The following is a 26,159-nucleotide window of genomic DNA, read 5'->3' as shown; positions in this document are numbered from 1 at the left end:
AATAATTATCGAGATTAAGTATAAAATTTTCCGTATTTTTATTGACTTACATTGATGCCAGTAGTATGATTCTGTTAAATCATACATCGATGTGTCTTACGATCAGTTGATCAATCAGCAACATACGAACCGCGGGCTTTTATTGAAGCATCGGTGAAGCACCGGATGGCGGAGCTTCCGCCTGAAATGACTAGATCCAGGCGGTTGATCAAAGGATGAATATAGGAAAGTGGAGGTCTTGAGAATGAGTGCAGAAAAGTTATGGAATGGTTTGAGAGAGATATTATCGGAGGGGCAGATCAATACAAACCCCGATGATTTATATGATGCGGCGGCGGATCGGTATAAGAAATATGCCAAGGCAAGAAAAGTTCTGGATGTACCCACGCCTCTTGCCATTGTCTATCCCAAATCTGTGGAAGAAATCAGCAAACTGATGAGTTTTTGCAATGAAAATCTGATCAACGTGATTCCACGAGGCGGAAAAACTGCTACAGAAGGCGGATTAGAAAACTGGAAGGAAACTACCATCGTAATCGACGCAGAGCATCTGAATCAGATTATTAAGATTGATGAATACAACATGCAGGCCACTGTTCAGGCAGGCGTTCCGCTTCAGGTCCTTGAAGATGAGCTCCGCAAGGTGGGTCTGACGACAGGTCATTCTCCCCAATCAAAACCGGTAGCCAAATACGGCGGACTGGTAGCCACAAGAAGTATTGGCCAGTTCTCAACACTGTACGGCGGAATTGAGGATATGGTGGTGGGCCTCGAGTGCGTCTTCCCTGACGGACATGTGGCAAGGATTAAAAATGTTTCCAGAAGAGCCGGCGGCCCCGACATCCGTCACATTGCCATTGGCAATGAGGGAACCCTCTGTTACATAACGGAAGTCACCGTGAAGGTCTTCCGCTACTACCCGGAAAACAACAAATTTTTTGGATATCTGGTGAAAAATATTGATACGGGAGTTAGCGTTCTGAGGGAAGTCATGGTTGCTGGATATCGTCCTTCGGTAGCCCGCGTTTACTCGGAAGAGGATGCCAGACAGCACTTCTATCACTTCTATCAGGACCACTGCGTTTTGATCTTTATGGCAGAGGGAAACAAGGGGATCGTAGAAGCAACTGCAAAAGGCATCGAAGAAGCCGTGGCAAAGTATCAGGAAGGCATCATCGAGCAGGTGGACAGCACCTTAATCGAGGACTGGTTCAATCACCTCAACTGGTCCCAGCAGGACATTGACGATGAAATTGAAGGGATGATTGAGAACGACAGTCATGCAGGTTTCACCACAGAAATATCAGCAGATTGGGAAACCATTCCTAAGATCTACTATAATGTAATGAGCCGCATCCGAAATGAGTTTCCAAGGGCTCATGATCTGACCATGCTGGGAGGGCATTCTTCTCACAGCTATATAAACGGAACGAACATGTACTTCGTATACAACTACAGCATCAACTGCGCACCGGAAGACGAAATGAGAATCTATCATCATCCGCTGCAGACAATCATCGTCGAGGAGACCCTAAAACTGGGCGGCTCCATGTGCCATCATCACGGAATCGGTAAATACAGAAACGAATGGACGAAAGAGGAGCACGGTTCTGCTTATTATATGCTGGAAAAACTCAAGGAGGCTTTTGATCCCAACGGCATCATGAATTTCGGAACCATCTTTCCTCAGGAGGAAGGCATCAAGTATCAGAAATAAGGAAGCATCGTATGAAAATCATTTGCTTAATCAAATATATCCCGGATGTTGAAAATTTCAAATATGATTATGAGCGGAATGTGCTGGTTCGGGAAAATGTCAGAATGATTCTAAACCCCGATGATGCCTGTACCGTGGCCTTTGCGCTGAAGAGAAAGGATCAGTATCCCGATACTGTGATTGAAGTGGTGACCATGGCACCCCAAAGCATTATCCCTCAGCTTGAGGACCTGCTGCGTCTGGGTGTAGATCATGCATCGCTGATTTCGGATAAAGCTTTCGTGGGCAGCGATACCTATGTCACCAGCAGGATTCTGGGACGCTATTTAAGGGAAGCAAGCTTCGACTGTATCCTGACAGGAACCCATACTCTGGATGGGGATACCGCTCATGTACCCTCTCAAGTTGCAGAGCTCCTGAGTCTTTCTCAGATGTCCAATGTGGTGGAAATCGACGAAGCCGCATTCTGCCGGGAAAGGGCTATCGTAGAGGCAGAGGAAGAGCTTACTTTCGGAACATATGAAATCGCTCTTCCGGCAGTCATCAGCCTACGGAAGGATCGAAAGTATAAACTGCCCTATATTAGATACGAAGAGCTTAGCCGCGATGTAAAAGACCGGATCCAAATCATTGATAACGATGTATTGGGCTTTGCCCAGGAAGAAGTCGGCATCATCGGTTCTCTGACACAGATTTCCAGCACCTTTGTCAAATCCATGGAAAAAAAGAAGCGGATCATTGTAAGGAATGATGATGAGGGAATCGACCTGGTCTATTCCTTTTTAAAGGAAAGAGGCTTTGTTTGACATGAAGAAGGTTCTTATATACTACGAGCAAAAACAGCATAAAAACTCCATAGAGCTTCTTGCGGTTGCGCGGCTGATTTACGGAGGCACGAGTGCCGATGAGGAGCACACAGAAGCTTATGAAACCTACGGAGTTTCTCTTGAGCCAACCGGATCGGAAGCAAACGGTCTGTTTGATTTCTTGATCCAGATCTGCGGCGATTCAGCACAGCGCGAGAGGAGAGCTTTGGCCCCTTGCCAGGAGCATGACCAAGACAATTCCCCTGGGTGCGATGCGCTCTATATGACTTCTATCCTGGCGGAGCTGCAGCAGGAATATCAGTTTGACTGCATCCTCTTCCCCGCAACCCACATGGGCAGAATGCTGGCACCCAGGCTGGCTATGCGTCTTCAGACCGGCTTGGTGGCAGACGTCACAGATATTAGATATAAGGACGGGATCATGGAGATTGTCCGCCCTGCGTTCAGCGGAAAGCTTATGGCCGGAATCCTAAGCCGAACTGCTCCGCTGATGATGAGTGTACGCCAGAACGTATTCTCCTACGATCCCGGCAGGCTGACAGAAACACGGCTTATCAGCTATACGCCTAAAACCGCCAGCAGCGAAGGACTCCGACTGCTGAAAGTCCGGGAAAAGGAAGCCAGCAAGGATATTCGGGACAGCGATATTCTGATTTCCGGCGGCGGCGGTGTGATGAGGGATTTTAAAAAGCTTTCTGACCTGGCGGGCGAGCTGGACGCCCTGGTCTCAGCCAGCCGAAAAACCGTAGATCACGGGATTGCACCAAGAAGCATCCAGGTCGGCCAATCCGGCAAGACGGTAAGCCCCAAGCTCTATCTGGCACTGGGGATCAACGGCTCGATTCAGCACATTGAGGGACTGAAAAATGTGGAATACATGATTGCTGTCAATACCAATAAGAACGCCCCCATTTGCAGTATCTCCGACATCGTCGTAGAAGGAGACGCAAAGGAGTTTATCAATAAGCTTACAGAAAAGATCCGAAAGGAAAAAAGTAAGGAAGCGCGGAATGAATTCGCGTTTCAGAAATAAATCATACATTATTGAGGAGGAAAAAAGCATGAACATTATGGATTTCAACATGGATTTCTTTTCACTAAAAGGGAAAAACGCCATCGTCACGGGAGGCAACAGCGGGCTCGGTCAGGCATTTTCCGTGGCACTGGCAAAGGGCGGTGCCAATATCATGGCAGTCAGCATCATGGAGGATGACGGCGAAACAAAGGATTGGGTCACCTCCTGCGGCGTAGAGTACAAATACGTCATGGCGGATATCACAGAAGAGGGCGAATGCAAACGCGTGGTTGACGACTGCGTCAATACCTGGGGCAGCATTGATATCCTTGTAAATTGCGCTGGAATCTGCATCAACATCGAAGATGTTACCAAATTCACGAGAAAAGAGTGGGATAAGATGGTGTCGGTCAATTTGACGGCTGCCTTTGAAATGATCCACGAATCCTGCAAATATATGATTCCTCAGCAGAGCGGAAAGATCATCAACATCGCTTCCCTCTTTGCATTCCTTGGCGGCCAGTGGTCTCCCGCATACGCAGCCACAAAGCATGGGATTGTCGGTCTGACAAAGTCCATGTGCGATGAGCTTGCACAATTTAATATTCAGGTCAATGCAATTGCTCCCGGATATTTTGCCACCAAGCTTACGGAAAAAACAAGAAGCGATGCGAAAAGAAACGGAGAAATCCTTGCTCATATTCCTGCAAATCGCTGGGGCTGGCTTGCAGACCTCATGGGAACCTGCGTCTTCCTTTCCAGCCATGCAGCTGACTATGTAAACGGACACACTCTGACTGTGGACGGCGGCTATTTGATGAGATAACTTCTGGAGGAGTTCAATGAGCGATAAATATTTGATCGGAATCGACAGCGGTTCCCAGAGTACCAAGGTTTACATCTTCAACCAACACGGAGAAGTCATCTGTTCCGAGAGCGAAGGTCTGAAGCCCATGATCGCAAGAAAACCCGGCTACGTGGAGCATCCTGAAGACGATCTCTGGGACTGTTTGAAAGCAGTACTCAAAAAGTTGATGGCATCCTTCCAAGGAAATCCTGCAGATATTGTTGGGCTTGGGCTTTGCTCCATCCGCTGCTGCCGGGTCTTTGTAAAGGAAGACGGAACACTGGCCGCTCCTGTTATGAGCTGGATGGATATCAGGGCCTACGAAACTTATGAAGATCAGCCGGAAATCCGATATACCAGCCCCACTTCGGGCTACCTTACCCACCGGCTTACCGGAGAATTCCGGGATACGGCAGCAAATGCCTACCAGGGACAGTTCCCCGTGGATATGGATACCTGGCAGTGGTCTGAGAACCCGGAACATTTTAACAGCTATCAGATTCCCAAAGAAAAACTGATGGAAATCCGGATGCCCGGAGAGATTCTTGGCTATGTAACAAAGCAGGCAGCAGCCGAAACAGGTCTTCCCGTAGGGATTCCTGTGGTTGCCACCGCAAACGATAAAGCTGTAGAAGCTTTGGGTTCTGGCCTGATTGAATCCGATACGGGCCTTGTATCCCTTGGCACTTACATCACATCCATGGTGTTTGGCAGCAGGAATATCACCGATGCGGCAAATTACTGGACCAATCTTTCCTGCATCCCCCACAACTACCTTTATGAAAGCGGCGGTATCCGCCGGGGTATGTGGCTCATCTCCTGGTACAAGAGCATCATCGGAGAGGAATATGCAAAGAAAGCAAAGGAAGAAGGCTGCTCCGTAGAGGATTTTCTTGCAAGAGAAGCGGAACAGGTGCCTGCCGGTTCCGATGGTTTGCTTACCATACCCGACTGGCTGGCTCCGGCCACGCAGCTATACCGAAAAGGCGTCATTCTGGGCTTTGACGAGCGACACACCAGAGGACATATCTACCGCTCCCTGCTGGAGGGGATTGCTATGACCCTGAAAAACAGCTACGACGCAATGAACGAGGAGCTGGGTGTGAAGCCTGACAAAATCATTGTCTGCGGCGGGGGTTCCAACAGCGACCTTTACATGCAGATCTTTGCTGACATGTACGGTGTCAAAACCATCAGAAATCAAATCAACGGTGCTGCGGCTTTGGGCTCTGCAATCTGTGCGGCCGTTGCGGCAGGCATTTACCCTGATTTCAAGGAAGCAGTCCAGGCAATGGTAAAAGTCAAAGATGAATTTACCCCCAATGCGGCAAACCATGAAACGTACAGCAAAATTATCGCAGGGGCTTACCGCGGTCTGCCGGAAATGCTGGAAGGTACATTAAAAACAGTTTATGAAGCGATGAAATAATAGAGTAATTCCATCACGCTTTGGGACATCAAGATCATAGAAAATACAAATGAAAAGCTGCGCAGCTTTACAGATAAAGACAAGACTACTTTCAAATTCTCCGAAAGGTGGTGTTTTTCGCAAAACGCTGAGAAATTTTAACCGTATTCATTTCTTATTTAATAGTAGGAGGGATTCTCAATGGAGAAAGGAATCAATTCAAAAAGAAAGTGGATCATTCTTGCGATCCTTGCCGCCGCAGGCGGTATCATCTATGAGCTGCCATATCTGAGGTATACATACTATAAGCCTCTGATTGAAGGGCTTGGACTTACCAATGCAGAGTTCGGCGCATCCATGAGCATGTACGGAATCATTGCCATGATCTTTTATCTTCCCGGTGGATGGCTGGCTGACAGATTCTCTCACAGAAAACTCATCGCATTCTCGCTGGTGGGAACCGGCCTCGGCGGTTTCTATCTATCAACATGGCCGTCCTACATGGGCACGATGATCCTATTTGGATTCTGGGGAATCACTACGATCCTGACCTTCTGGGCTACGATGCTTAAAGCAGTCAGCATGCTGGGTGATGAGTCCGAACAGGGCAGATTGTTCAGCTTCTGTGAAGGTGGAAGAGGTATTGTAACTTCCGTAGTTGCCTTATCGACACTGGCACTCTTCAACGCACTTGGTGGTCTGACAGAAAACTTCAGCTATATTCTCTGGGTTTATTCCACCGTCTGCGTCTTGGTGGGTGTTGCCGCCTGGTTCCTGATGGCGGATAATAAGCCGGAACAGCAGGTAGGTGCAAACGTTCTGAAAGACATCATTGTCATTTTGAAAATGCCCATTACCTGGATTCTTGCCGTCGTTATCTTTTCCATATATACTACATATACATCGTCCAGCTATCTGACGCCTTATATGACCGATGTGTTCGGCCTTTCAGCCGTTGCCGCAGGTGTTGTTGCAACGCTGAGAAGTCATATTTTCCGGCCTGTGGCAGGCGGATTCGCTGGAGCAATTTCGAAGAAAGTCGGTTCTTCCATTCCCGTAATGCAGGGAGTAATCTTGGTTGCCGTCATCAGTCTGCTGGTCATGCTTCTGGCACCAGTCAGCAATGGACTTGTATTCGTCATCTCCGCTGTGACCGTACTCATCGGCTTCCTGATCTTCATGCTGAGAGGGCTTTATTTTGCTCCTGTTGGTGAGGTTGGAACCCCGGTATCTTTAATGGGTGCGGCAGTAGGATTGATTTCCACCATCGCTTTTGCATCCGATACCTTCAACTTTATTCTTCTGGGAAACATCCTTGATAAGAACCCGGGAGTTGCCGGATATAAGTATATCTTTATGTATATGATCGGACTCTTTGTTGTTGCCTTCATCGGTCTGGCAGTGCTCAGCCGTGTGGTAAAAAAGGTGAAAGCCGCAGATCTTTCAAAATAAAAGTTTAACGATATGTTTCTTGTCCCTGCGCCTGTAACTCAACGCGCAGGGACTTTGTGCCGCTGAAGCCGCAACAATTACCTTCACACAGATGTGAGTTGCAAGAATAGGGGAGTGAGAGGAATGAAAAAAATGAAACCGGTTGCGTTCTGGCCTCCGGTTGTTCTGTTTGTAGCTGCCTGTATCTACAATTTTGCAGATAATGACGGATTTTCCTATATGATCAATACAGCCAACACCTGGCTTATGACGAATTTTGCATGGGCCTTCTGCCTTGGGGTCCTATTCATGCTCGGTGTTGTTATTTTTGTAATGTTCTCCAAATTCGGAAATGTTCGAATCGGAGGCCGAAACGCCGTACCCATGCTGGATAATACCAGGTACTTTTCCATCACCCTGACCAGCATTATTGCCATTGGAATTCTCTTTTGGGCAACCTCAGAGCCGCTGTACCATTTGACTGCTCCGCCTGAGTCTTTGCATCTGACACCGGGAAGCCCTGAAGCAGTTGTTTTTTCCATGTCCACGCTGTTTATTCACTGGGGTTTTCTTCCGCTGGCCATCTATGCGGTACCCTCCATCATGTTTGCATTTGCATTTTACAATATGAAACATCCTTATACCCTTGGTGCTACACTTACACCGATCTTTGGAAATCGGATTCTGGGAAAATGGTCTCAGGGAATCGACGCAGTCTGTATGTATGCCTTGATCGCGGGCATGTCCGCCTCCCTTGGAACTGGAGTACTCTCTATCGCAGGGGGACTGAAATATCTGACAGGCATTCAAACCGGCGCATTTCTTTGGGCTTTGGTGGATATCGCGGTCGTGGCGACCTTCGTAATTTCTTCCATTACAGGATTATTCAACGGGATCAAGAAGCTGTCAGAAATCAACTTTGGCGTTTTTATAGCTCTTGCACTATTTGTATTCGTATTTGGCCCCACGGCCTTTATGCTGAACCTGGGTGTGGAAGCCTTTGCAAATCACTTACAGACCTTCTTTACGAAGGCAAGCTTTACCGGCGCTGCAGCTAGCGATCCCTGGGCAGGCTGGTGGACGATCTTCTACTGGTGCAACTGGCTTGCGTGGGCCCCGATTTCCGGCATGTTCCTGGGGAGAATCTCATACGGGCATACGGTAAGAAAAGCACTGACCGTCTTATTTGTACTTCCCGCACTCTTTGATATTATCTGGATGACCATCTTCGGAGGTGCTGCCATTCATCTTGAACTTGCGGGAGGAAAACTCTCCGAGGCGTTGTCAGCCGGCCCGGAATTTGCTGTTTATGAATTTTTAGGTCATTATCCAGCAGCGGCTTTGACCATTCCCGTCTTCATCTTCTGTATGTTCCTTTCCTATGTTACGGGCTCCGATGCCTATACGACGACGCTGGGGGGAATGAGCACTTCAGGAATCTCGCCTGAGGACCCGGAGCCATCCATGTGGATGAAGATCTTCTGGGGGATTCTCATCGGCCTTGTGACCTGGGTCATGATTACGACTGCCGGGGTCAACGGCGTGAAAATGCTTTCCAATCTGGGCGGCGGCCCCGCGCTGATCCTGGAGCTTCTCATTTGCATTTCCCTAATCAAAGTAGCAATCAATCCTAAGAAATATGATTTCTATCAGCAGGATTATTTGGAAGATGGAACGCCCATCAAGTCCATTACGAAAAAGGCAGCAATGTCAGAACGTGCTGTGAGCGAAAACCCCATAGAACCTGAGCCTCCTGAAAAATAAGATCTCCGGCTGCTCTAAGCCGTCATACACGTTGGAAGCAAAATATCCCCAGGCACTGTGAAAAGTGCTTGGGGATATTTTTATAACGTACTTGTCGTTAAAACGTACCCAGCCCAGTTTTCTCCTGGAATCGGTAGACAAGTACCTTCCACAGGCTGTTGTCTTCATACTCGCTGTAGTCACCAGTATAAATTCCATCCCGGTTATACCAGATTCGATCAAAATAATCCTGGAATTCTACTGCCAGCGGGTCCTCTGCCGCAACCTGCACCATCAGGTCGGTTTCCATGTTGTAATTATCCAGATTTCTTCTCGTATAATTGGCTGACCCGCCGATGAGAGTTGTCTCATTTCCCTTACAGATGCCTAGGATTTTCGCATGGTATTGCTCGCCCTGGGTCAGATACCAGCGTACCTGAATGGTTCCGCCTGATTGTTCCATCAGCTCAGCAGCAGTCTGACGATTTGGAATACCGCTTTTTTCAAATCCGAACGCGTCTTTGTTGGGGTCTAGTACCACCCTTACGGACACGCCTCTTTTTGCCGCCGCAAGAAGCTCCTCAATAATATCTCTATGAGAAAGATAAAACATTCCCAGCATGACCTCATCTCCCGACTCCGTACCTTTCAGGGAGTCCAGGATCGCGTCCCTGATTTTATCCTCTGTTAATACGGTGACGCTGGTATTTGCTCTCAGATCCAATGGATCATAGCGGTATTCAATACCGCTGATTTCTGTGCCTGAAAAGGAGGCCACTGCCTTTTCCGATTCCAAAAGCGAAACTGCCGCTGCGCCCCGAAATTGAAACGCAATATTGGAGTGATAGGAACTTGCATCGTGGGGATTGGCGGAGCTCACCATCGCTGCTTGATCCGTAATCAGAACCTTCCTGTGATTTGCCTTAAAATTCAAGAGCCTCAGATAATTTCTAATGTTCATTTCCGGCCCGTTGTCACCAAAGGGATTGCTCAGCCAACCTTCTTTTCCCTGTCCAAAATGGCGAAAGTAGGCCCTGTAATACCCGGAGTAAAGAGGATTGGAATCCCGAACCTTGGCCAAGTCCGTGATGATAACCGTAATCCCGTTCTCTTCCAGAAGCTGAAATTGCTCGTTCATATCTGTGCGGTAGCTATTGTTGATCTCATCAGTGATCAGATAAAGCTTCAGGTCCTTGACTTCTTTTTTTCGGGCAATCAAAGCCTCAGTCATCTGCCTGGTGGAATCGGGATAACTTCCCGCTTCCGTATTGTAAAAATCGTTATAAAGAAAGAGATCTGCTACGATGAATTCCTTGGCTTCCCGGATCATGCTTAGCTGTTCTTCCAGAATCCGCTGTTCATGGATCGTCTCTTGCCCTTTTCTATAGGTCAGATCACAAAGCAGCCGGATATCGCTTACCCCCGATGGTGGCCCGGCATAAGACGTTCCCTTAGGTGCCGGCGTGGACCAGCCAAAGAATAAAGGGATCACCAAAACTCCGATGACCGTACCCTTCAGGATTTTTTCCTTTGTCCTGGAGTGCATTCCCGTGTCACTTCCTGTAGGCTTACCGCCTTTCGGTGCTTTTTCTGCTTTTTCTGCTTTTCCTGGTTCGCTCCCTTCTTTACCTGCTCTTACTGCGTTCCCTATTTTTTCTTCTTTTCGCGCTTTCATCCCACACCTCTTTCTAAAGATCATACTTCTGTTTTTTCCGCATCAGCTGAGGCTGCGACATGTTTAAAAACTCAGCCGCTTTTCTCGTGCTCCCAAATTTTTTCAAAGCATAATCGATGAGCTGAATCTCCTGCTGCTCTATAATCTTATTAAAGTCTAAAGAAACAGCGGCTTTCATGCTGCGCTTCAAGTTAAATACCAGATCCTCATAAATCGTTTCATTCAGCATGGTTTCCACGTCCTCCCCTTGGACAATGTACTCACGAATGCTGATGACAATCCGATGTACCAGATTTTCAAGCTCTCTTACATTACCCGGCCAATCATAGACAGCGAGCTTTGTCAGTGCCGCAGCGTCAAACTCCTTATCAATACCATAGCGCTTGCAAAATTGCTCCAGAAAAGCTTTGGCCAAAGCGACAATATCCTCTCTCCGCTCTCTCAGCGGCGGCACGGTCACCGTATAGATATTGAGGCGGTAGTAAAGATCTTCCCGGAATTGTCCCTGCTCTACAAGCTGCCTCAGCGGCACATTATTTGCGCAGATTACGCGCACATTGACATTGATGGGCGAAATCCCACCGACTCGGTAAAACTGGTTTTCCTGCAGAACTCTAAGCAGCTTGGATTGGAGGTTCAGCGACAGGGCGCCCACCTCATCAAGAAAAAGGATTCCGCCGTTTGCCAGTTCAAAATATCCCTTTTTCCCGGACGCCTGGGCCCCGGTGAAGGAACCGCCTTCATAGCCGAAGAATTCACTCTCCGCAAGGTTTTCCTGAATCGTAGCACAATTAATTTTAATGCACGGTTTATTTTTTCGTTGACTGTTTTTATGGATGATCTCGAGAATTTTCTCCTTTCCCGTTCCCGTTTCTCCCTGAAGGATTACATTACAGTCATACTCCGAAATATTAAGAACTTCACCGAGTAAAGCCTCCGTTGCCGGACTTCCAAAGATAAACTCATCGGCTTTTCCTGCCTTAAAGGCCGCTGCTGCGATCCCTTTCTTTCGTGTTCGCCCTACACCTTTGGCCTGGGTTCGGTAGATTTCCGCCAGCCGCTCCAGATCCTGTGAAACAGAGCTTAGAAGCTCGAAGACAAATTGTTCCTCGATTCCTGCAACGAACTGGTTTAGCACATAGGTCTCCAGTTCTTTGCCCATACTTTCCGCTATGAGGTTGGACTGGCTGATATTATTCTTCAAGCTGGTGAAATACAGCTTTCCTTTGTGGCGCGTAAGTATCACGCTGAGCACCTCAGATCCGGGAAGATCCTCTCCGTTGATGGTCATGTCATAGGGCTCCTTCTCCTGTCCCAATATGGTTTCCGCTGCCGGAATCGGCTGTGTCACATCAACAATATAGGAGGAGTCCACCCAAAAGGCCAATTCCCGGGCCACTTGTGAAGGAGTAAGGCTTCCGATACCGTCTTCATCCAGAAGAACCGTAATATAGCAGTCTTCTCCTGCAGACTTTTTGATGGCAGACACGTAAATGATACTGGATAGCAAATCTTTGCCTATGAGAAGAAACCGCATCCCCCTTTGACTTGCAGTATAAATATTATAGAGGTTAGCAGCTTCATCAAAAGCTACCATGGTATAATCAGGCTGAATTTCCGGAGGAATTGCCGTCAGAGGAGAATCCATAAAAATAATACCGTATCCCGATACCGTAAGTTCTCCAAAATTATAATCAATCTTATGAATTTTATCGATATGAATGGGCAATGCAGTCATGGTCGTCAGACAGGAGATCTCATCTCCTTCTCGAAATCTTGAATGCTTCGCATACTCGCTCCCCATCTCTTCGATAATGCCAAGAAATTGCCCTGCTGTATTGGTAAAAGGGTTATGAAGTTTGCCGCGGCGATGGATCACATCCAGGATCTTTGCAATAATCTTTGTTTCATCGTCTCCGCACTCGTTGCAAAACTGCTGGAAACAATCTCGCTCCAAATGGATCAGCCTCAGTGATATCCTGCACTCCCAAGGCTTAATCTCTCTGCTGTTATCCAACCTCCATGCAGTCACGGGAACTGCGGCTTTTGGTTCAACCACCCGGCTTAGACCAAAGGTATCATTTATTTTTATCATTTTCATTCCTCTCCTATTATCTGGATTATATCGGGAAAGGGGAGTAATGTCCAGCATTTGAATCGTTTTCGTATCATTTTTCATTACGTTGATTCGATATCAATTCAGTTGCTCTTGTAGAGAAACAACCCGCTTAATTTAAAATGTTGCAATCAGTCAGTATTCCACCCATTTCAGAGAAATGAAAGGAAATTAAAAGTACTTGGCATGAACCTTGCTCTAATAACTGGTTCGAAATGGGGGTTTATATATGAGCAGCAAATTACGTAATGATTTTCTATTATTTCTCGCGGCACTCATCTGGGGTGCATCCTTTGTCGCCCAGAGAGCAGGCATGGAGTATATTGGGCCATTTACCTTCAACGGCATCCGCTGTATTGTCGGAGTTCTTGTCCTAATTCCTGTCATCCTTTTTTTAGACGCCCAGAGCAAAAAAAGAAATCTTTCTGAAGGCGTTCCTGCAATCAGCGAGGAAGAGAAGAAGGCTCGAAGAAAGACGCTGCTCATCGGCGGTCTTTCCTGCGGTGCGGTTCTTTTTGTCGCCAGCTCTCTCCAGCAGATCGGGATGGTTTATACCACCGCCGGAAAGGGAGGTTTTATTACCGCTCTGTATATTGTCCTGGTACCCGTACTGGGATTATTGATTCGGAGAAAGGTGCGTCCAATCCTCTGGCTTTGCGTTGCAATGGGTATTTTGGGTCTCTACCTGCTCTGCATCAAGGACGACTTTAGCATTGGCACCGGAGATTTTCTCGTCCTGCTCTGTGCCTTCGGTTTTGCGATCCACATCCTTGTAATTGATTATTTTTCACCTAAGACCGATGGCGTGAAGCTTTCTTGTATCCAGTTTCTGGTGTGTGGAGTTGCCTCCATTCCCTTTATGACTCTATTGGAGACGGTAGACTGGCCCAGTGTCTTTGCCTGCTGGCTTCCGATTTTGTATGCTGGTGTCATGTCCTGCGGCGTTGCCTACACGCTTCAGATTGTCGCCCAAAAAAATACCGAACCTACCGTTGCATCTCTAATTCTTTCTTTAGAATCTGTCTTCGCTCTTATTGCAGGAATGATTCTACTAAGTGAAAGAATCACCATAAAAGAAGGGATTGGCTGTCTGATCATGTTTGCAGCGATCATTCTGGCACAGCTGCCCGAAAAAGAGAAACATCTTGCATAAAGCATGCATATCGAAACGATATTTCTTACTACATAAAAAAAGGTTTGTTTATCACATCCGATAGACAAACCTTTTTCTTATTTAAGATAATACATTATCGACTTTTTTTCATCACCATTACGTCCCAAGTTCCTTTAGCCGCTGGTAGTTCTCAGCCATGTAAGTCCCTCTACATAAAGCTCCATATATCGCTCCAGTGACAAATCAAGCTTTGCAAGCCCCGCCTGAGCGTCGTCAAATTCAAACCGTTCGTAGGCCAAAACGCAGTCGAGACAATCCCTTAAATGCTCCGGTTTTCCGAGAAGGGAGTCTTTCACCCCTAAGGAAAGTGGCAGTGAATTTAAAATTTTCTCCATACGCTCACCCACGATAACGTCGATGGAAGAGAGAATGCCTGTAAGAAAAAATTCTGTTTCTGAATGATTCTGTTTCAGCTCCCCTGAAATAAGTTCGAGGACTTTACCCCTCAGCAGGCACATCTTAATCAGCTCCGAATTCTCTTCATTTTCATGCTCACGCAGAAGCATGATAGAAACCCAATGCTTCATTTCTACTGTTCCCAGCCGCACCACTGCATGCGTCAAACTCTTAATGGTATATTTCCCTCCGAAGTAAATGGAATTGGCCATTTTTAGCAGCTTGAAGGAAAGGCCCAGATCCTTCTGGATGATATCGGCTATTACTGAGAAATTGGGATTTTCTTTATAGAGTTCCTGCATGATGTGAATCAGGTGTACATTCAGCGTGCCAATTTCTTTTGACTTCACCATCATAGGTTTGCTGAAAAAGTATCCCTGAAAGAGTTCATAGCCCATTTCCACGGCTTCTTTGTACTCTTCCCGTGTTTCCACTTTTTCCGCTAAAAATGTGATCTTATTTTTGTAACGTCTGAGCAGCTCTCTTTGGGCTTGTTTATCAGCAATAGAAAACTCTATTTTTATAATATCTGCAAGTTCGATTAAGGCGGTGTAGTCCTGGCCGGATCGATCAAATACAAAGTCATCCAGTGCGATGGTATACCCAAGCTCCTTTAGCTTTTTACATGCAGCGACCACCTTATCGCTTGCTTGAACCGTTTCTAAAATTTCAATAACCACCTGATCCTTGGGCAATATTCGCGCAACTTCCATTTCTAAAAGATCCTGGGTAAAATTAATAAAGCCCACAGTTCCGTCGGTGAGCTTATTTAGGCCGATGACAAGAAAGGTATTATAGACCAGCTCTTTGGTTGCACCGCTCTGATCTCCACCCTCAAAATAGTTTTTTTCACTTCTCCGATACAACAACTCATAACCGTACAAACCCATTTTTCGATTAAAGATAGGCTGACGGGCTACATAAATATCCATAATTGGATCCTCAAAAAAATAACTAAGTAAATACTCACTTAGTTATTTTATCGGCTATTTTCTGTTATATTTTAGTCAATAGATATAAATTATCAACAAAATATAAAATTTTTCGAGCTTTTTCGCCTTTTAGTCCATCCCTCTAACGATTCTGATATGCTTCCAGCCCTTTTCCTAGGATTTCAATGGCGCGAACCAGTTTTTCGGGCTCCAGAACATAGGCGATTCGAATCTCATCTCTGCCAAGTCCCTCGGTAGCATAAAACCCATCCGCTGGAGCAGCCATAACCGTCTCTCCCTGATCATCAAATTCCTGAAGCATCCAGATGAGAAAGTCATTTGCATCCTCAACCGGCAGCTTGCAGATTAAATAAAATGCCCCTTCCGGTTTTTCACAGAATACGCCAGGAATGCGCTTCAAGCTTTCAAATACCACATCTCTACGCTTTTCAAATTCATCACGAATCTGATGAATCACCCGGAAGCCCGTGGAGTACAATCCCACCGCACCAAATTGCTCAATGGTGGACACAGCCAGTCTTCCCTGACAGAGCTTTGAGATCAATTCCAGCACTTCATCGTTTTTGGATATCAGCACACCGATTCTTGCGCCGCAGGCGTTGTACCGCTTGGAAACACTGTCCACGATGATGAGTCGGTCATGGATATCCTCAAGATAACCAAAGCTTGTGACATTGACTCCTCCAAATACCATTTCCCGGTATACTTCGTCGCAGATGATGTATAAATCATGTTCCTTTGCCACATCTGCAATCATACGGATTTCGTCCTCTCTCAAAACCGTTCCCGTCGGATTTCCCGGGTTGGTTACGAAGATGGCCTTAGTCTTATCTGTAATCTTTGCTTCAATTGCTTCTCGTTTCACATGGAAGCCATCCTCTACATAGGTGGTTACCGCCACCGGCGTTGCTCCCGTCATCGTAAAGAAAGTATTGTAATTGGAATAGTAAGGTTCAAAGGTCAGAAACTCATCCCCGGGGTTGGTGAGGGCAAGCAGCGTAAACATGATGGCCTCGGTTCCTCCCGTGGTAATGTAGATATGGTTCCGGTCCACATCGATACCGACACTCTTATAATAGGACTCCACCGCTTCAAGAAGCTGGGGAATGCCCTGTGACGGCATATATTCCACCGTGGGCTCATGAAATCCACGGATTCTCTCATAATATTCTTCCGGAACGTGAAGATCCGGCTGTCCGATGTTCAACTTATAGATTTTCTTCCCCTGTTTTTCTGCTTCATCAGCATATTTGGTAAGTTTGCGAACAGAGGACGCTTTCATGTCGAGCATTTTCTGCGATAATGGTTTCATGGTAATCTATCCTTTTTCTACTCTAGCCGAAGACCTGCTGAGAAATTTGCATTCTCATTCAGCCAACGATGCAATATTTTTCTTAGGAAGGCTCGATTTATTACGCGTAATGAATCAGCGTTCCCCTAATAGCAATAACCGATTTTATTTATTCGCTGCAAGTTGCCGCCGCTCTATCAAAAAAGATACTCTTTCCACTTGCGGAAAGCGGTATGCCATATGCAACACGCACATTTTCCGGTAAAAACTTTAATGCCATCGCAGCTTTTCCTGCTGAAAACATCACTCTGTTGTCAAACCGATGGTTTGCAGCCACGGATACCGCTGATCCAACAGCAATCCCAAGATCCGTAACGTTAAATGCACAGCTGGCACCGGCTTTCACTGTAGCGGCGCAGTTTTCAAATCCGCAGTAACCACAATTATCGAGACCAAGAGGAATATTTTTAACTCCAAGAATCACGATAACGGGACTTGCGTCAACATTGCCGCCGTCTCTGGCAAAAAAGTCCGCTCCTGTTTCTTCGGCGATCTTTCGCATCTGATCCGCCAATTGCGCCTTTTCTTCTCCATCTATCATAACAGCCACTAAGTTATCAACGCCGCACCCTTTCGGTGCGGTTCTGGCTGCTGCCATCATCAATTCCGCCACATGATACGCCGCCTTTTTTTCTGCTTCTGAGCTATTGTAAATCATCCGTATATCCTCCCTTATTAGTTTGGTGTAACTCGTTTAATTCTATTATAGAAAGGGGGTGAAAACAATATAAATATTGAAATTCAAGCATTTTAGTGAAAATGAGCAGAGATTCTGCGGGTTTCCGAAGAATCAACTGCTCATTTTCAAATATTCCATATTATATTCGGTCATTTTTCATAATTTTATAATTTTGCCGAAATTATTATTTCATTTTTTCGTTTTTTGCCTAATTATAAAGCTATCTAATTTTGAATATTCAGTTTATTAAAAACCATCTTATCTGATCTTGATGTGAACCTCTCTCAGCTGCTTTTCCTCAACCTCACCGGGCGAATTGAGCATCGGGTTCTGCGCATTGCTGTTCAGCGGGAACGGAATGACCTCTCTGATGCTCTCCTCGTCTGCCAGCAGCATGACCATACGATCTACTCCGGGAGCCATACCCGCATGCGGCGGCGCACCGTACTGGAACGCCTGATAGAGGGCTCCAAACTTGCTCTTCACATCTTCCTCGGTATATCCAGCAATTTCAAAGGCCTTGACCATAATATCGGGCCTGTGGTTTCTCACCGCTCCGGAGGAAAGCTCGACACCGTTGCAGACAATATCATACTGATACGCTTTTATTTCCAGTGGATTCATTGTCTGCAGCGCCTCCATTTCTCCCTGAGGCATGGAGAACGGATTGTGGGTGAAATCTACTTTCCCTGTCTCCTCATTGATTTCGTACATAGGGAAGTCGGTGATAAAACAAAACTCAAACCGATCCTTAGCAATGAGATCCAGCCGCTTTCCAAGCTCTGTCCTGATCTGACCGGCATACTTTTCCGCAAGCCCTCTTTCATCGCTGATGAAGTAGAGCACATCGTCTTTTTTGAGGGAAGCAAGGGAAGCAATCTCTATCTTCTGCTCGTCGCTGAAGAACTTGTCAATGGGTCCCTTGTAAGTCATATCCTCTTTGACGGAGATATATCCAAGCCCCTTCATGCCAATGCTAATCGCAAACTTTTCCATGGAGGCAAAGAAGGATTTGGGCATCTTGGCGCAGCCGGGCACGGTAATTCCACGAACCAGCTTTCCGTGGAACGGTTTGAAGTCCACGGTCTGGAAGAAATCTGTCAGATCCATGATTTCCAGCGGATTTCTCAGATCCGGTTTATCACTTCCATATTTCAGCATCGCTTCCGCAAAAGGAATTCTCCGGAAGGGAGCAGGGGACACATATTTATTGGTAAACCGGGCAAAGGTTGCGGAAAGCACTTGCTCTGCCACAGCAAAGACATCTTCCTGGGTGGCAAAGGCCATCTCAAAATCCAGCTGATAAAATTCTCCCGGAGACCGGTCGATTCTCGCATCCTCGTCACGGAAGCAGGGTGCGATCTGAAAATATTTATCAAAGCCCGACACCATGAGCAGCTGCTTAAACTGCTGGGGAGCCTGAGGCAGGGCATAAAACTTTCCTTTGTGCTTTCTGCTGGGTACCAGATAATCTCTGGCTCCCTCTGGCGAGGAGTTGGCCAGAATAGGCGTCTGAATTTCAAGGAAATCCATACGCTCCATCTGATTTCTCAGACAGCGGATAATCTCAGAACGCAGCACCATATTGTTGTGCACCTTGGGATTTCTCATATCCAGGAATCGGTATTTCAGCCGTACATCCTCCCTGGTGTCGGTGGAGCTGTCAACTTCAAAAGGCAGATTGTTCATGGCAGTTCCAAGAACTCGGATTTCCTCTGCCTTCAGCTCGATTTCTCCTGTGGAGAGGCTTTGGTTATAGGTTTCCGCATCTCGTTTGATCACCGTACCGGAAATACTGATGACCGTTTCCTTGCAAAGACCCTCCAGCTGCTGATCCGTTACAACGACCTGGGTAATCCCGTAATGATCCCGCAGATCAATAAAGGCAACGCCTCCGTGATTACGGATGGTATGAATCCAGCCGGCCAGTTTCACTTCGCTTCCTACATCAGAAATGGTCAGCTCACCGCAGGTCTTGGTGCGATATACCTGGGACTCAAATACTTTGATAGGCTCCAGTCCGTTTTCTGAGCTGTGGTCTCTTCCGGCAAACTTTCCATAGGCTGCAAAGGTCTTGTTGAGCGCAGCCTTCTCCGCTTCGTACTGTTCGTGTTCGGAATTTTCTTGAATTCCAGCACTTGCTTGAGTCACTGTATTCCCTTGGGTCTCATTAGCTACTGTTGATGCGCCTGACTTTTCAGCATCGACATTCTGTTCAAGCTTTGCGCTGATCATAGACGGATCAAGCTGCTCCAGCTTCTCCCGAAGCATTGCGTTGATTGCCTTGGGGCTTGCGCTTCCCTTGAGCAGTCTCATGCACTGACCAATGAGGAAATCGAAAGCCTTTTCCTTGCCGTTCTTGTAATCCTCTATGGACTGAGGATGACTTTCCAAAACCTGCAGTACAACCGGCTCAATCTTGCTGCTGTCCTCGATGATCAGAAGTCCGTTTTCCTTGACATACGCCGCCGGATCAATGTTGTTTTTATAGAGTTCCTCGACGACGGTCTTTCCGACGCTTCGGTTGATTTTGCCATCTGCAATCAGCTGTACGGCGGCGGCCAGCTTCTCTGAATCAATCGTTATATTTTCTGGCAGCGTTGCCGTTTCCTTCATCAGCTTAAGAATATCTCCGATGATGATGTTGGCACTTTCCTTTGCATTCCCGGATCGTGCGGCGGTTTCTTCAAAGAGATATGCGATCTCTTTGGCAGAGGTGAGGGTTTCCGCAGCTTTGGAAGTGAGCCCAAAGTCAGCCTGATACCGCTGTCTTTTATCCTTTGGAAGCTCCGTCATGGCGCTTTCCATCTCTGCCATCCATGCATCGCTGATTCTCACAGGAAGCAGGTCTGGATCGGGGAAGTACCGGTAATCCTGGGCATTCTCCTTGGAGCGCATGGCGTAGCTTTCGCCGGCCTCATCGTCCCAGCGTCTTGTTTCCTGTCTGATCGTTCCGCCTTCCTGAATTACCTTGATCTGACGCTCGCTTTCGAAGGCTATGGCTCTTTGAATGGCCTTCAGGGAGTTGAGATTCTTCATTTCAGTTCTGGTTCCGTATTCCTCCTGACCCTCCGGTCTTACGGAGAGGTTCACATCGGCACGCATGGAGCCTTCCTGCATCTTACAGTCGGATACATCAAGATAGACCAGGATCTCCTGCAGGCGTTCCAAAAACACGCCCACTTCTTCCGGACTTGAAAAATCAGGGTTTGTAACGATTTCTACCAGCGGAACGCCGCACCGGTTATAGTCGATAAGAGTTCCGGAATTGTCGTGAATCAGTTTTCCCGCATCCTCTTCCATGTGTATTTCCCTGATGGTGATTTTCTTTGCGGTACCGTCGGCAAGCTCGATGTCAAGATAGCCGTTCTGGCAGATCGGTGCATAGAGCTGGGAAATCTGATAGTCCTTGGGAAGGTCAGGGTAAAAGTAATTTTTCCGGTCAAACCGGTTGTTCCTGTCGATTTGGCAGTGGAGGGCAAGACCAGCTTTGATGGCTTTATCCGCTACTGATTTATTAAAGACCGGCAGGCTGCCGGGCATGCCGAGGCAAACTGGACAGGTGTGGGAATTGGGCAGACCGCCAAACTCTGTGGTACAGCTGCAAAAGATCTTGGTCTTGGTAGACAGTTCAACATGGACCTCAAGTCCCATTACAATTTCGTACTTCATTTATTTCTGCCCTCCTTTCCCGTCAGCGGAGCCTATGACAGCAGCGCCAGGCATTTGTTTATGATAATCGGTATGATTCTGATATTCATCAGCAGCTTTTACCAAGGTTTTCTCTGAGAAAGCCTTTCCGATGAGCTGCATTCCCACCGGCATTCCGTCTTTCCCAAAACCGCAGGGCAAGGCAACTGCAGGCAGGCCGGACAGGTTGATGGATACGGTATAGATATCCGCAAGATACATGGCCAGCGGATCTTCGATCTGACCTCCTATGGGGTATGCCGTGGTAGGACTTACGGGACTCAAAATCACATCATATTTCTCAAAAGCATCATCAAAAGACTTCTTGATCAAGCCTCTGACCTGAAGCGCTTTTTTATAGTAGGCGTCAAAGTATCCGGAGCTCAGTACAAAGGATCCCAGCATGATTCTTCGTTTCACTTCTTTTCCGAAGCCCTCACTGCGGGAGCGGTAGAAGATTTCCAAAAGATCCTTCGCATCTCCGGATCGATATCCGTACTTGATGCCGTCATAGCGGGACAGATTGGAGCTTGCCTCGGCGCAGGCTACAATATAGTATGCTGGCACAGCATACTCGATGGTTGGAATTTCAAATTCCTCCACAGACGCGCCCAGGGATTCGAAGGTCTTGGCTGCCTCCAGCACTGATGCTTTTACATCCTCTGAGATCCCAATATCAAAGTAGTTCTTTGGAACACCGATTCGAAGCTCCTTGATATTCTTGCCAAAGCTCTCGGAAAAATCAAAGGCTTCTTTCATGACAGAGGTACTGTCCTTCTCATCATACCCGGAAATTACAGAGAGCGCCTCTGCGCAGTCGCGAATGTTTCGTCCCATGGTGCCGATCTGATCCAGCGAGGACGCATAAGCCATGAGACCATACCGGGAAACACTGCCGTAGGTAGGCTTAATCCCTGTCAGATTACAGAAAGAGCAGGGCTGACGGATAGAGCCTCCCGTATCGGAGCCTAGGGCGTAAGGTGCAAATCCCGCTGCAACCGCCGCCGCAGAGCCGCCGGAAGAACCGCCGGGTACTGTTTCTAGATTCCACGGATTTCTGGTGACTCCATAATAGGAGGTTTCCGTAGAGCCTCCCATGGCGTATTCATCCAGATTGGTTTTTCCGATGATAACGGCTCCTGCACTGTGAAGACGCTGGATTACTGTTGCATCATAGGGCGGGATAAAATTATTCAGCATCCTGGATGCAGCGGTCGTTTTCGTTCCTTTGGTACAGATGTTATCCTTTACCGCCACCGGTACTCCCGCAAGAGGGTGCAGCACTTCGCCGCTGTCGATACGCTTTTGTACCGCTTCCGCCTGGGCTAGGGCTTCCTCTTCCATGATGGTGACATAGGCGTTTACTGCCAAACTAGATCCGTCAGCCGCCTGACCTCCGTTAGCAGCTGCTGCCTGACCTTCCTTTGCTGCCACCGCCTGGCCGCTGTTAGCCGCAGCCGCAGCTCTGTCAATTTTGGCTGCTGCAAGATAGCTTTCCGCCGCCTCTTTACAGCTGAACTCCCTGCTTTTTATTCCTTCTCCGATTTCCAGAGCCGACATTTCTCTGATCTCTCGGGCTTTCAATGATATCATCTTTTCTCTCCTTGCTCTTTCTTCTATCTCGAATCGCTAATTCACTCGCCGTTCCAATTGGCATATTCGCCGTCACTCAGTTGGAGTATGCTTCTACTCCACTGTCTTGAAAACTTTGAAGTAATCGCCCTTGGCATCAGGGGCATTTTTCAACATGGTGCTGCGCTGGTCTTCATTTACGACTTCGTCTGCCCGGAAGCGGTTGGCTTCATCAAACGGATGGGTCATCTCCTTGAACCCTGTCGTATCCAGTTCATTAAGCTTATCCATATAGTTCAAGATGTCTGTCAGGTCTTTTTTTGCATCTTCTTTTTCTTCTGCTGAAAGCTCCAGCCTGGAGAGCTCTCCAATATAGTCAATCAACTGATCTGTAATTTTCATACTCTTCCTCCAAATCAAAAAGTCCCTAAGATAGAACTATCCTAGGGACGAAAAAACTCCGTGGTACCACCCAAATTGACGCAGCATGCAAACCGGTTCACTTGGTATCTGAAACACCATCGGTTTGTGCTTTAATCCTCTTGATGCACTGTAACGTATGCAAAACGGACAGATTTACTAAGATTTCTCCCCGGCTTCAGCCTGATTTGAATTCTGTTGAACCTGCCGGCTCCGAAGTGTTCTTTCGTCCAGAGTGTCACAAATGGCAATTTCAGTCGCGTTGCCAATCCCTGCTTTGCGTTTCTCTCGATTACTTTTCTTCATCTACGCCGTTATTTATTAAAATTCTTGTTCACAACAGTATCACAAAAGCAGTACTATTGCAAGTTATTTTTTACAAAAATGCTTTGTATTATGCATCGGATCTAAAATTACCAGATTACAAAGCAAAAGGGGTGACCGGTTATACAGCTTCCAGTGCCTGTTTCAGATCACCAATCAAATCCTCTGCGTCTTCAATTCCTACGGAAAGCCGAAGCGTATCCTCAAAGACTCCGGCCCGTTCCCGCTCTTCCTTGGATTGACCAAAATGGGTGGAGGTTGCGGAATGTACGATGAGCGACTTGGCATCTCCAACATTGACCATATAGTCAAAAACTCGTACCTGTTCCAAGACTTTTTTTGCAGCTTCCAGACCGCCTTTCAGACGGATGGACAAAATTGCACCGGGTCCTTTCGGAAAATATTTCTTCGCTAGGGAATAATAACGACTGCTTTCCAACCCCGGATAAGAGACGGACAAGATCTTGGGATGGGCTTCTAAAAACTGAGCGACCTTCCGGGCATTTTCTACATGACGTTCCATTCTCAGTGAGAGGGTTTCCATACCCTGCAACAGATAAAATGCATTGGTGGGGCTCAAATGAGAGCCGAGATCAGTGAGATATCGGATTCGAAGCCTCTTGGTGAAGATGCTGCTTTTCAGTGTTTCTTCTCCCAGGGAATTTCGATACTCTTCATAGAACGCGTCAAACTGAGGAAATTTGCCGTTGTGCCAGTCAAATCCACCTTTCTCCACAGTAAGACCTGCAATGATGGTGCCGTGTCCTGCCAGATATTTTGTAGCAGAATAGCACAGAATATCCGCTCCATAATCAAAGGCATTGATGAGGTATGGTGTGGCAAAGGTATTGTCTATGATCAGCGGAATACCATTTTCGTGGGCAAGCTTTGCAATGGCTTCAATGTCAACAATATTCATGCCCGGGTTTCCCAGGCTTTCGATATAAACTGCCTTTGTATTTTCATTGATGGCTTTTTTGTAGGATTCAATATCATTCTCGTCTTCGATAAACCTTCCACGGATGCCGTATTCGGGAAGAATCTTATTGAGCAGAGTGGTGGTGCCTCCGTACAGCGTCTGTACCGCGGCAATCTCATCACCGGCTCTGGCAATATTAAGAAACGTGTTGGAAATAGCGGCCATTCCTGAGCTGAATGCCAGTGCTGCGCTCCCTCCTTCAAGAGAAGCAATTCGCTTTTCCAGTACATCGTTCGTAGGGTTTGAGAACCTTACATAGGAATGTCCTTCCTCTGAATATTCAAACAGCCTTGTGCAGCGGTCAAAATCGCCAAGTTCAAAGGCGGCGGTATGATAAATCGGTACTGCTTTGGAGCGGTAATGTTCTGCCGGATTATAGCCTGCGTGAAGCTGCCGTGTCGTAAAGCCCAGTTTATTGTCCTTGTATGCTTCATAGCTCATATTTCAAACCCACCTTCTTATACAATATATGTTCAATCACCCTCAGAATCAGATCCGCTGCCCATGCAATGCCGGCACAGAAAATCGTTCCCCAGATAATTTTATACGTGTTCATGGTACGAAGTCCGTCAAACAGAATGGTACCGAGCCCTCCTGCATTGATGGTTGCCGCAATGGTTGCAATCCCTATGGTAGACAACACTGCCAGATGAACCCCTGTCATGATAACCGGCAGCGCCAAAGGCAGCTTGATCTTATACAGGATCTGAATTTCGCTCATCCCCATACCCATGGCCGCTTCCGTTACAGAAGGATCAACGCTCCGCAAACCCGCAATGTTGTTTCGCAGCAACAGAAACTGATTGTACAGCACCAGCACGAGAATTGCAGTATTTCTTCCGATCCCCATGACAGGAATCAGCATTGCAAAAAGGGCCAGGCTTGGAATGGAATAAATCACGCTGAACAACTGAGTCATCCAGTTGGATAAACGCTCTGACTTTATAACCAACACCGTAAGAAGGAAGGCGAAGATTACGGAAATCAGCAGGGTGATTCCAACGATCTGAAGATGCTCAAACAGTGCGTTCATAAGCTTAGGCGCATAGCGTCCAAAATACGCAAGCATCAGAGGCCTCCTCCTTCCAGCACGGCGAATCCTTTCTCCGCAGATCTGACAAGAGCTGCTACAAAATCATCAGCGGGGCGTTCCAGAATCTTTTCCGGCCGATCAAATTGCTTAATTCTACCTTTATCCATAATGAGAACCCGCGTCCCCAGTTTAAATGCCTCGGTCACATCGTGGGTGACAAAAAGAAAAGTTTTTCTGGATGCCCTATGGATTTTTAGAAGCTCATCCTGAAGTTTCTCACGATTGATGGCGTCAATGGCTCCAAAGGGCTCATCAAAGAGCATTAGTGCCGGATCTGCTGCAAGTGCCCGGGCCAGACCGATCCGCTGCTGCTGGCCTCCCGAAAGCTGGGCCGGATAGCGGTGTTTGAATTCATTTGCATCAAGATTGACCAACATAAAAAGCTCATTGATTCGCTCATCAATTTTCTGTTTCTCCCAGCCCAAAATCCTGGGCACTGTTGCCATGTTGTTATAAACCGTCATATGGGGAAACAGCCCAATCTGTTGAATCACATAGCCAATTCCCCTGCGCAGGATCACCGGGTCACGATCCATGATATTGCTGCCAAATAATTGGATTTCACCGCTGTCCGGTTCATAAATCCTGTTAACCATCTTCAGGAGTGTTGTTTTCCCGCAGCCTGATGTTCCCAGAATTGTAATCAGCTCACCCTCATAGATCTGAAGGTTCACATCGTCCAGAGCATGGTAGGTCGCATTTGGAAAGCGCTTATTTACATTTATAAATTCAGCAGCAATGTTCATCTC

19 protein-coding genes are annotated in these 26,159 nt (G+C 47.1%); 8 read left to right on the top strand and 11 right to left on the bottom strand.

Translation table 11 applies throughout. The features are described from left to right. Positions 1-244 precede the first annotated feature (244 nt). The 7 genes from FRZ06_16620 (at position 245) to FRZ06_16590 (ending at position 9,009) form a co-directional block, all read left to right on the top strand. On the top strand, positions 245-1,717 hold the full coding sequence (locus tag FRZ06_16620; protein ID QOX64854.1) for an FAD-binding oxidoreductase: 1,473 nt from the start codon (positions 245-247) through the stop codon (positions 1,715-1,717). A gap of 11 nt (positions 1,718-1,728) precedes the next feature. Continuing rightward, complete coding sequence (locus FRZ06_16615) at positions 1,729-2,523, top strand: electron transfer flavoprotein subunit beta/FixA family protein (protein ID QOX64853.1); 795 nt, start codon at positions 1,729-1,731, stop codon at positions 2,521-2,523. Position 2,524: 1 nt separating this feature from the next. Continuing rightward, positions 2,525-3,577 carry an electron transfer flavoprotein subunit alpha/FixB family protein gene (locus tag FRZ06_16610; GenBank protein ID QOX64852.1) on the top strand — a complete coding sequence of 351 codons (1,053 nt, stop codon included), beginning with the start codon at positions 2,525-2,527 and terminating at the stop codon, positions 3,575-3,577. Between the two features lie 28 nt (positions 3,578-3,605). After that, positions 3,606-4,385: an SDR family oxidoreductase gene (locus FRZ06_16605; protein QOX64851.1), complete on the top strand. Its 780-nt coding sequence runs from the start codon at positions 3,606-3,608 to the stop codon at positions 4,383-4,385. Positions 4,386-4,401: 16 nt separating this feature from the next. Then, positions 4,402-5,835 (top strand): sugar kinase, encoded by a 1,434-nt coding sequence (locus tag FRZ06_16600; protein ID QOX64850.1) that lies wholly within the window; start codon positions 4,402-4,404, stop codon positions 5,833-5,835. 180 nt (positions 5,836-6,015) lie between these two features. Further along, entirely contained in the window at positions 6,016-7,266 is a 1,251-nt protein-coding gene (locus tag FRZ06_16595) for an MFS transporter (GenBank protein QOX64849.1), read from the top strand. A gap of 123 nt (positions 7,267-7,389) precedes the next feature. Further along, a complete protein-coding gene (locus FRZ06_16590; protein QOX64848.1) occupies positions 7,390-9,009 on the top strand; it encodes a BCCT family transporter in 1,620 nt (539 codons plus the stop codon). A 97-nt stretch (positions 9,010-9,106) separates the two neighbouring features. Here FRZ06_16590 and FRZ06_16585 read toward each other — a convergent pair whose 3' ends face one another. Then, positions 9,107-10,687 carry a phospholipase gene (locus FRZ06_16585; protein QOX64847.1) on the bottom strand — a complete coding sequence of 527 codons (1,581 nt, stop codon included), beginning with the start codon at positions 10,685-10,687 and terminating at the stop codon, positions 9,107-9,109. Beyond that, positions 10,677-12,842, bottom strand: a complete 2,166-nt coding sequence (locus tag FRZ06_16580) for a sigma-54-dependent Fis family transcriptional regulator (protein QOX64846.1) — start codon at positions 12,840-12,842, stop codon at positions 10,677-10,679. Before FRZ06_16580 ends, FRZ06_16585 begins: the two co-directional genes overlap by 11 nt. A gap of 166 nt (positions 12,843-13,008) precedes the next feature. On the opposite strand from FRZ06_16580, the gene FRZ06_16575 reads away from it, so the two are divergent. Next, on the top strand, positions 13,009-13,932 hold the full coding sequence (locus FRZ06_16575; GenBank protein QOX64845.1) for a DMT family transporter: 924 nt from the start codon (positions 13,009-13,011) through the stop codon (positions 13,930-13,932). 134 nt (positions 13,933-14,066) lie between these two features. Here FRZ06_16575 and FRZ06_16570 read toward each other — a convergent pair whose 3' ends face one another. From FRZ06_16570 to FRZ06_16530, 9 genes are all read right to left on the bottom strand, one after another. After that, positions 14,067-15,281: an HDOD domain-containing protein gene (locus tag FRZ06_16570; protein QOX64844.1), complete on the bottom strand. Its 1,215-nt coding sequence runs from the start codon at positions 15,279-15,281 to the stop codon at positions 14,067-14,069. Between the two features lie 142 nt (positions 15,282-15,423). Continuing rightward, positions 15,424-16,614 (bottom strand): pyridoxal phosphate-dependent aminotransferase, encoded by a 1,191-nt coding sequence (locus FRZ06_16565; GenBank protein ID QOX64843.1) that lies wholly within the window; start codon positions 16,612-16,614, stop codon positions 15,424-15,426. A 148-nt stretch (positions 16,615-16,762) separates the two neighbouring features. Beyond that, complete coding sequence (locus tag FRZ06_16560; GenBank protein ID QOX64842.1) at positions 16,763-17,311, bottom strand: ferredoxin; 549 nt, start codon at positions 17,309-17,311, stop codon at positions 16,763-16,765. 279 nt (positions 17,312-17,590) lie between these two features. Beyond that, positions 17,591-21,004 (bottom strand): aspartate--tRNA ligase, encoded by a 3,414-nt coding sequence (gene aspS / locus FRZ06_16555; GenBank protein ID QOX64841.1) that lies wholly within the window; start codon positions 21,002-21,004, stop codon positions 17,591-17,593. Next, positions 21,005-22,582 (bottom strand): Asp-tRNA(Asn)/Glu-tRNA(Gln) amidotransferase subunit GatA, encoded by a 1,578-nt coding sequence (gatA, locus tag FRZ06_16550; protein ID QOX65981.1) that lies wholly within the window; start codon positions 22,580-22,582, stop codon positions 21,005-21,007. A 126-nt stretch (positions 22,583-22,708) separates the two neighbouring features. Then, positions 22,709-22,996 (bottom strand): Asp-tRNA(Asn)/Glu-tRNA(Gln) amidotransferase subunit GatC, encoded by a 288-nt coding sequence (gene gatC / locus FRZ06_16545; protein QOX64840.1) that lies wholly within the window; start codon positions 22,994-22,996, stop codon positions 22,709-22,711. 463 nt (positions 22,997-23,459) lie between these two features. Then, entirely contained in the window at positions 23,460-24,758 is a 1,299-nt protein-coding gene (locus FRZ06_16540; protein ID QOX64839.1) for an O-acetylhomoserine aminocarboxypropyltransferase/cysteine synthase, read from the bottom strand. After that, positions 24,748-25,386: an ABC transporter permease gene (locus FRZ06_16535; protein ID QOX64838.1), complete on the bottom strand. Its 639-nt coding sequence runs from the start codon at positions 25,384-25,386 to the stop codon at positions 24,748-24,750. The genes FRZ06_16540 and FRZ06_16535 overlap by 11 nt, the downstream gene beginning before the upstream one ends. Further along, positions 25,386-26,156 (bottom strand): ABC transporter ATP-binding protein, encoded by a 771-nt coding sequence (locus FRZ06_16530; GenBank protein ID QOX64837.1) that lies wholly within the window; start codon positions 26,154-26,156, stop codon positions 25,386-25,388. Before FRZ06_16530 ends, FRZ06_16535 begins: the two co-directional genes overlap by 1 nt. Positions 26,157-26,159 lie beyond the last annotated feature (3 nt).

It is taken from the genome of Clostridiales bacterium (assembly GCA_015243575.1).
Lineage (GTDB): Bacteria > Bacillota > Clostridia > Peptostreptococcales > Anaerovoracaceae > Anoxybacterium > Anoxybacterium hadale.
The sequence above is the reverse complement of the archived record's forward strand: the minus strand, read 5'-3'. Positions and strand labels throughout refer to the sequence as shown.

Coding starts and splice junctions, on each gene's coding strand:
- FRZ06_16620 (QOX64854.1), top strand. CDS start 245: ATGAGTGCAGAAAAGTTATGGAATGGTTTGAGAGAGATATTATCGGAG.
- FRZ06_16615 (QOX64853.1), top strand. CDS start 1,729: ATGAAAATCATTTGCTTAATCAAATATATCCCGGATGTTGAAAATTTC.
- FRZ06_16610 (QOX64852.1), top strand. CDS start 2,525: ATGAAGAAGGTTCTTATATACTACGAGCAAAAACAGCATAAAAACTCC.
- FRZ06_16605 (QOX64851.1), top strand. CDS start 3,606: ATGAACATTATGGATTTCAACATGGATTTCTTTTCACTAAAAGGGAAA.
- FRZ06_16600 (QOX64850.1), top strand. CDS start 4,402: ATGAGCGATAAATATTTGATCGGAATCGACAGCGGTTCCCAGAGTACC.
- FRZ06_16595 (QOX64849.1), top strand. CDS start 6,016: ATGGAGAAAGGAATCAATTCAAAAAGAAAGTGGATCATTCTTGCGATC.
- FRZ06_16590 (QOX64848.1), top strand. CDS start 7,390: ATGAAAAAAATGAAACCGGTTGCGTTCTGGCCTCCGGTTGTTCTGTTT.
- FRZ06_16585 (QOX64847.1), bottom strand. CDS start 10,687: ATGATCTTTAGAAAGAGGTGTGGGATGAAAGCGCGAAAAGAAGAAAAA.
- FRZ06_16580 (QOX64846.1), bottom strand. CDS start 12,842: ATGAAAAATGATACGAAAACGATTCAAATGCTGGACATTACTCCCCTT.
- FRZ06_16575 (QOX64845.1), top strand. CDS start 13,009: ATGAGCAGCAAATTACGTAATGATTTTCTATTATTTCTCGCGGCACTC.
- FRZ06_16570 (QOX64844.1), bottom strand. CDS start 15,281: ATGGATATTTATGTAGCCCGTCAGCCTATCTTTAATCGAAAAATGGGT.
- FRZ06_16565 (QOX64843.1), bottom strand. CDS start 16,614: ATGAAACCATTATCGCAGAAAATGCTCGACATGAAAGCGTCCTCTGTT.
- FRZ06_16560 (QOX64842.1), bottom strand. CDS start 17,311: ATGATTTACAATAGCTCAGAAGCAGAAAAAAAGGCGGCGTATCATGTG.
- aspS (QOX64841.1), bottom strand. CDS start 21,004: ATGAAGTACGAAATTGTAATGGGACTTGAGGTCCATGTTGAACTGTCT.
- gatA (QOX65981.1), bottom strand. CDS start 22,582: ATGTCGGCTCTGGAAATCGGAGAAGGAATAAAAAGCAGGGAGTTCAGC.
- gatC (QOX64840.1), bottom strand. CDS start 22,996: ATGAAAATTACAGATCAGTTGATTGACTATATTGGAGAGCTCTCCAGG.
- FRZ06_16540 (QOX64839.1), bottom strand. CDS start 24,758: ATGAGCTATGAAGCATACAAGGACAATAAACTGGGCTTTACGACACGG.
- FRZ06_16535 (QOX64838.1), bottom strand. CDS start 25,386: ATGCTTGCGTATTTTGGACGCTATGCGCCTAAGCTTATGAACGCACTG.
- FRZ06_16530 (QOX64837.1), bottom strand. CDS start 26,156: ATGAACATTGCTGCTGAATTTATAAATGTAAATAAGCGCTTTCCAAAT.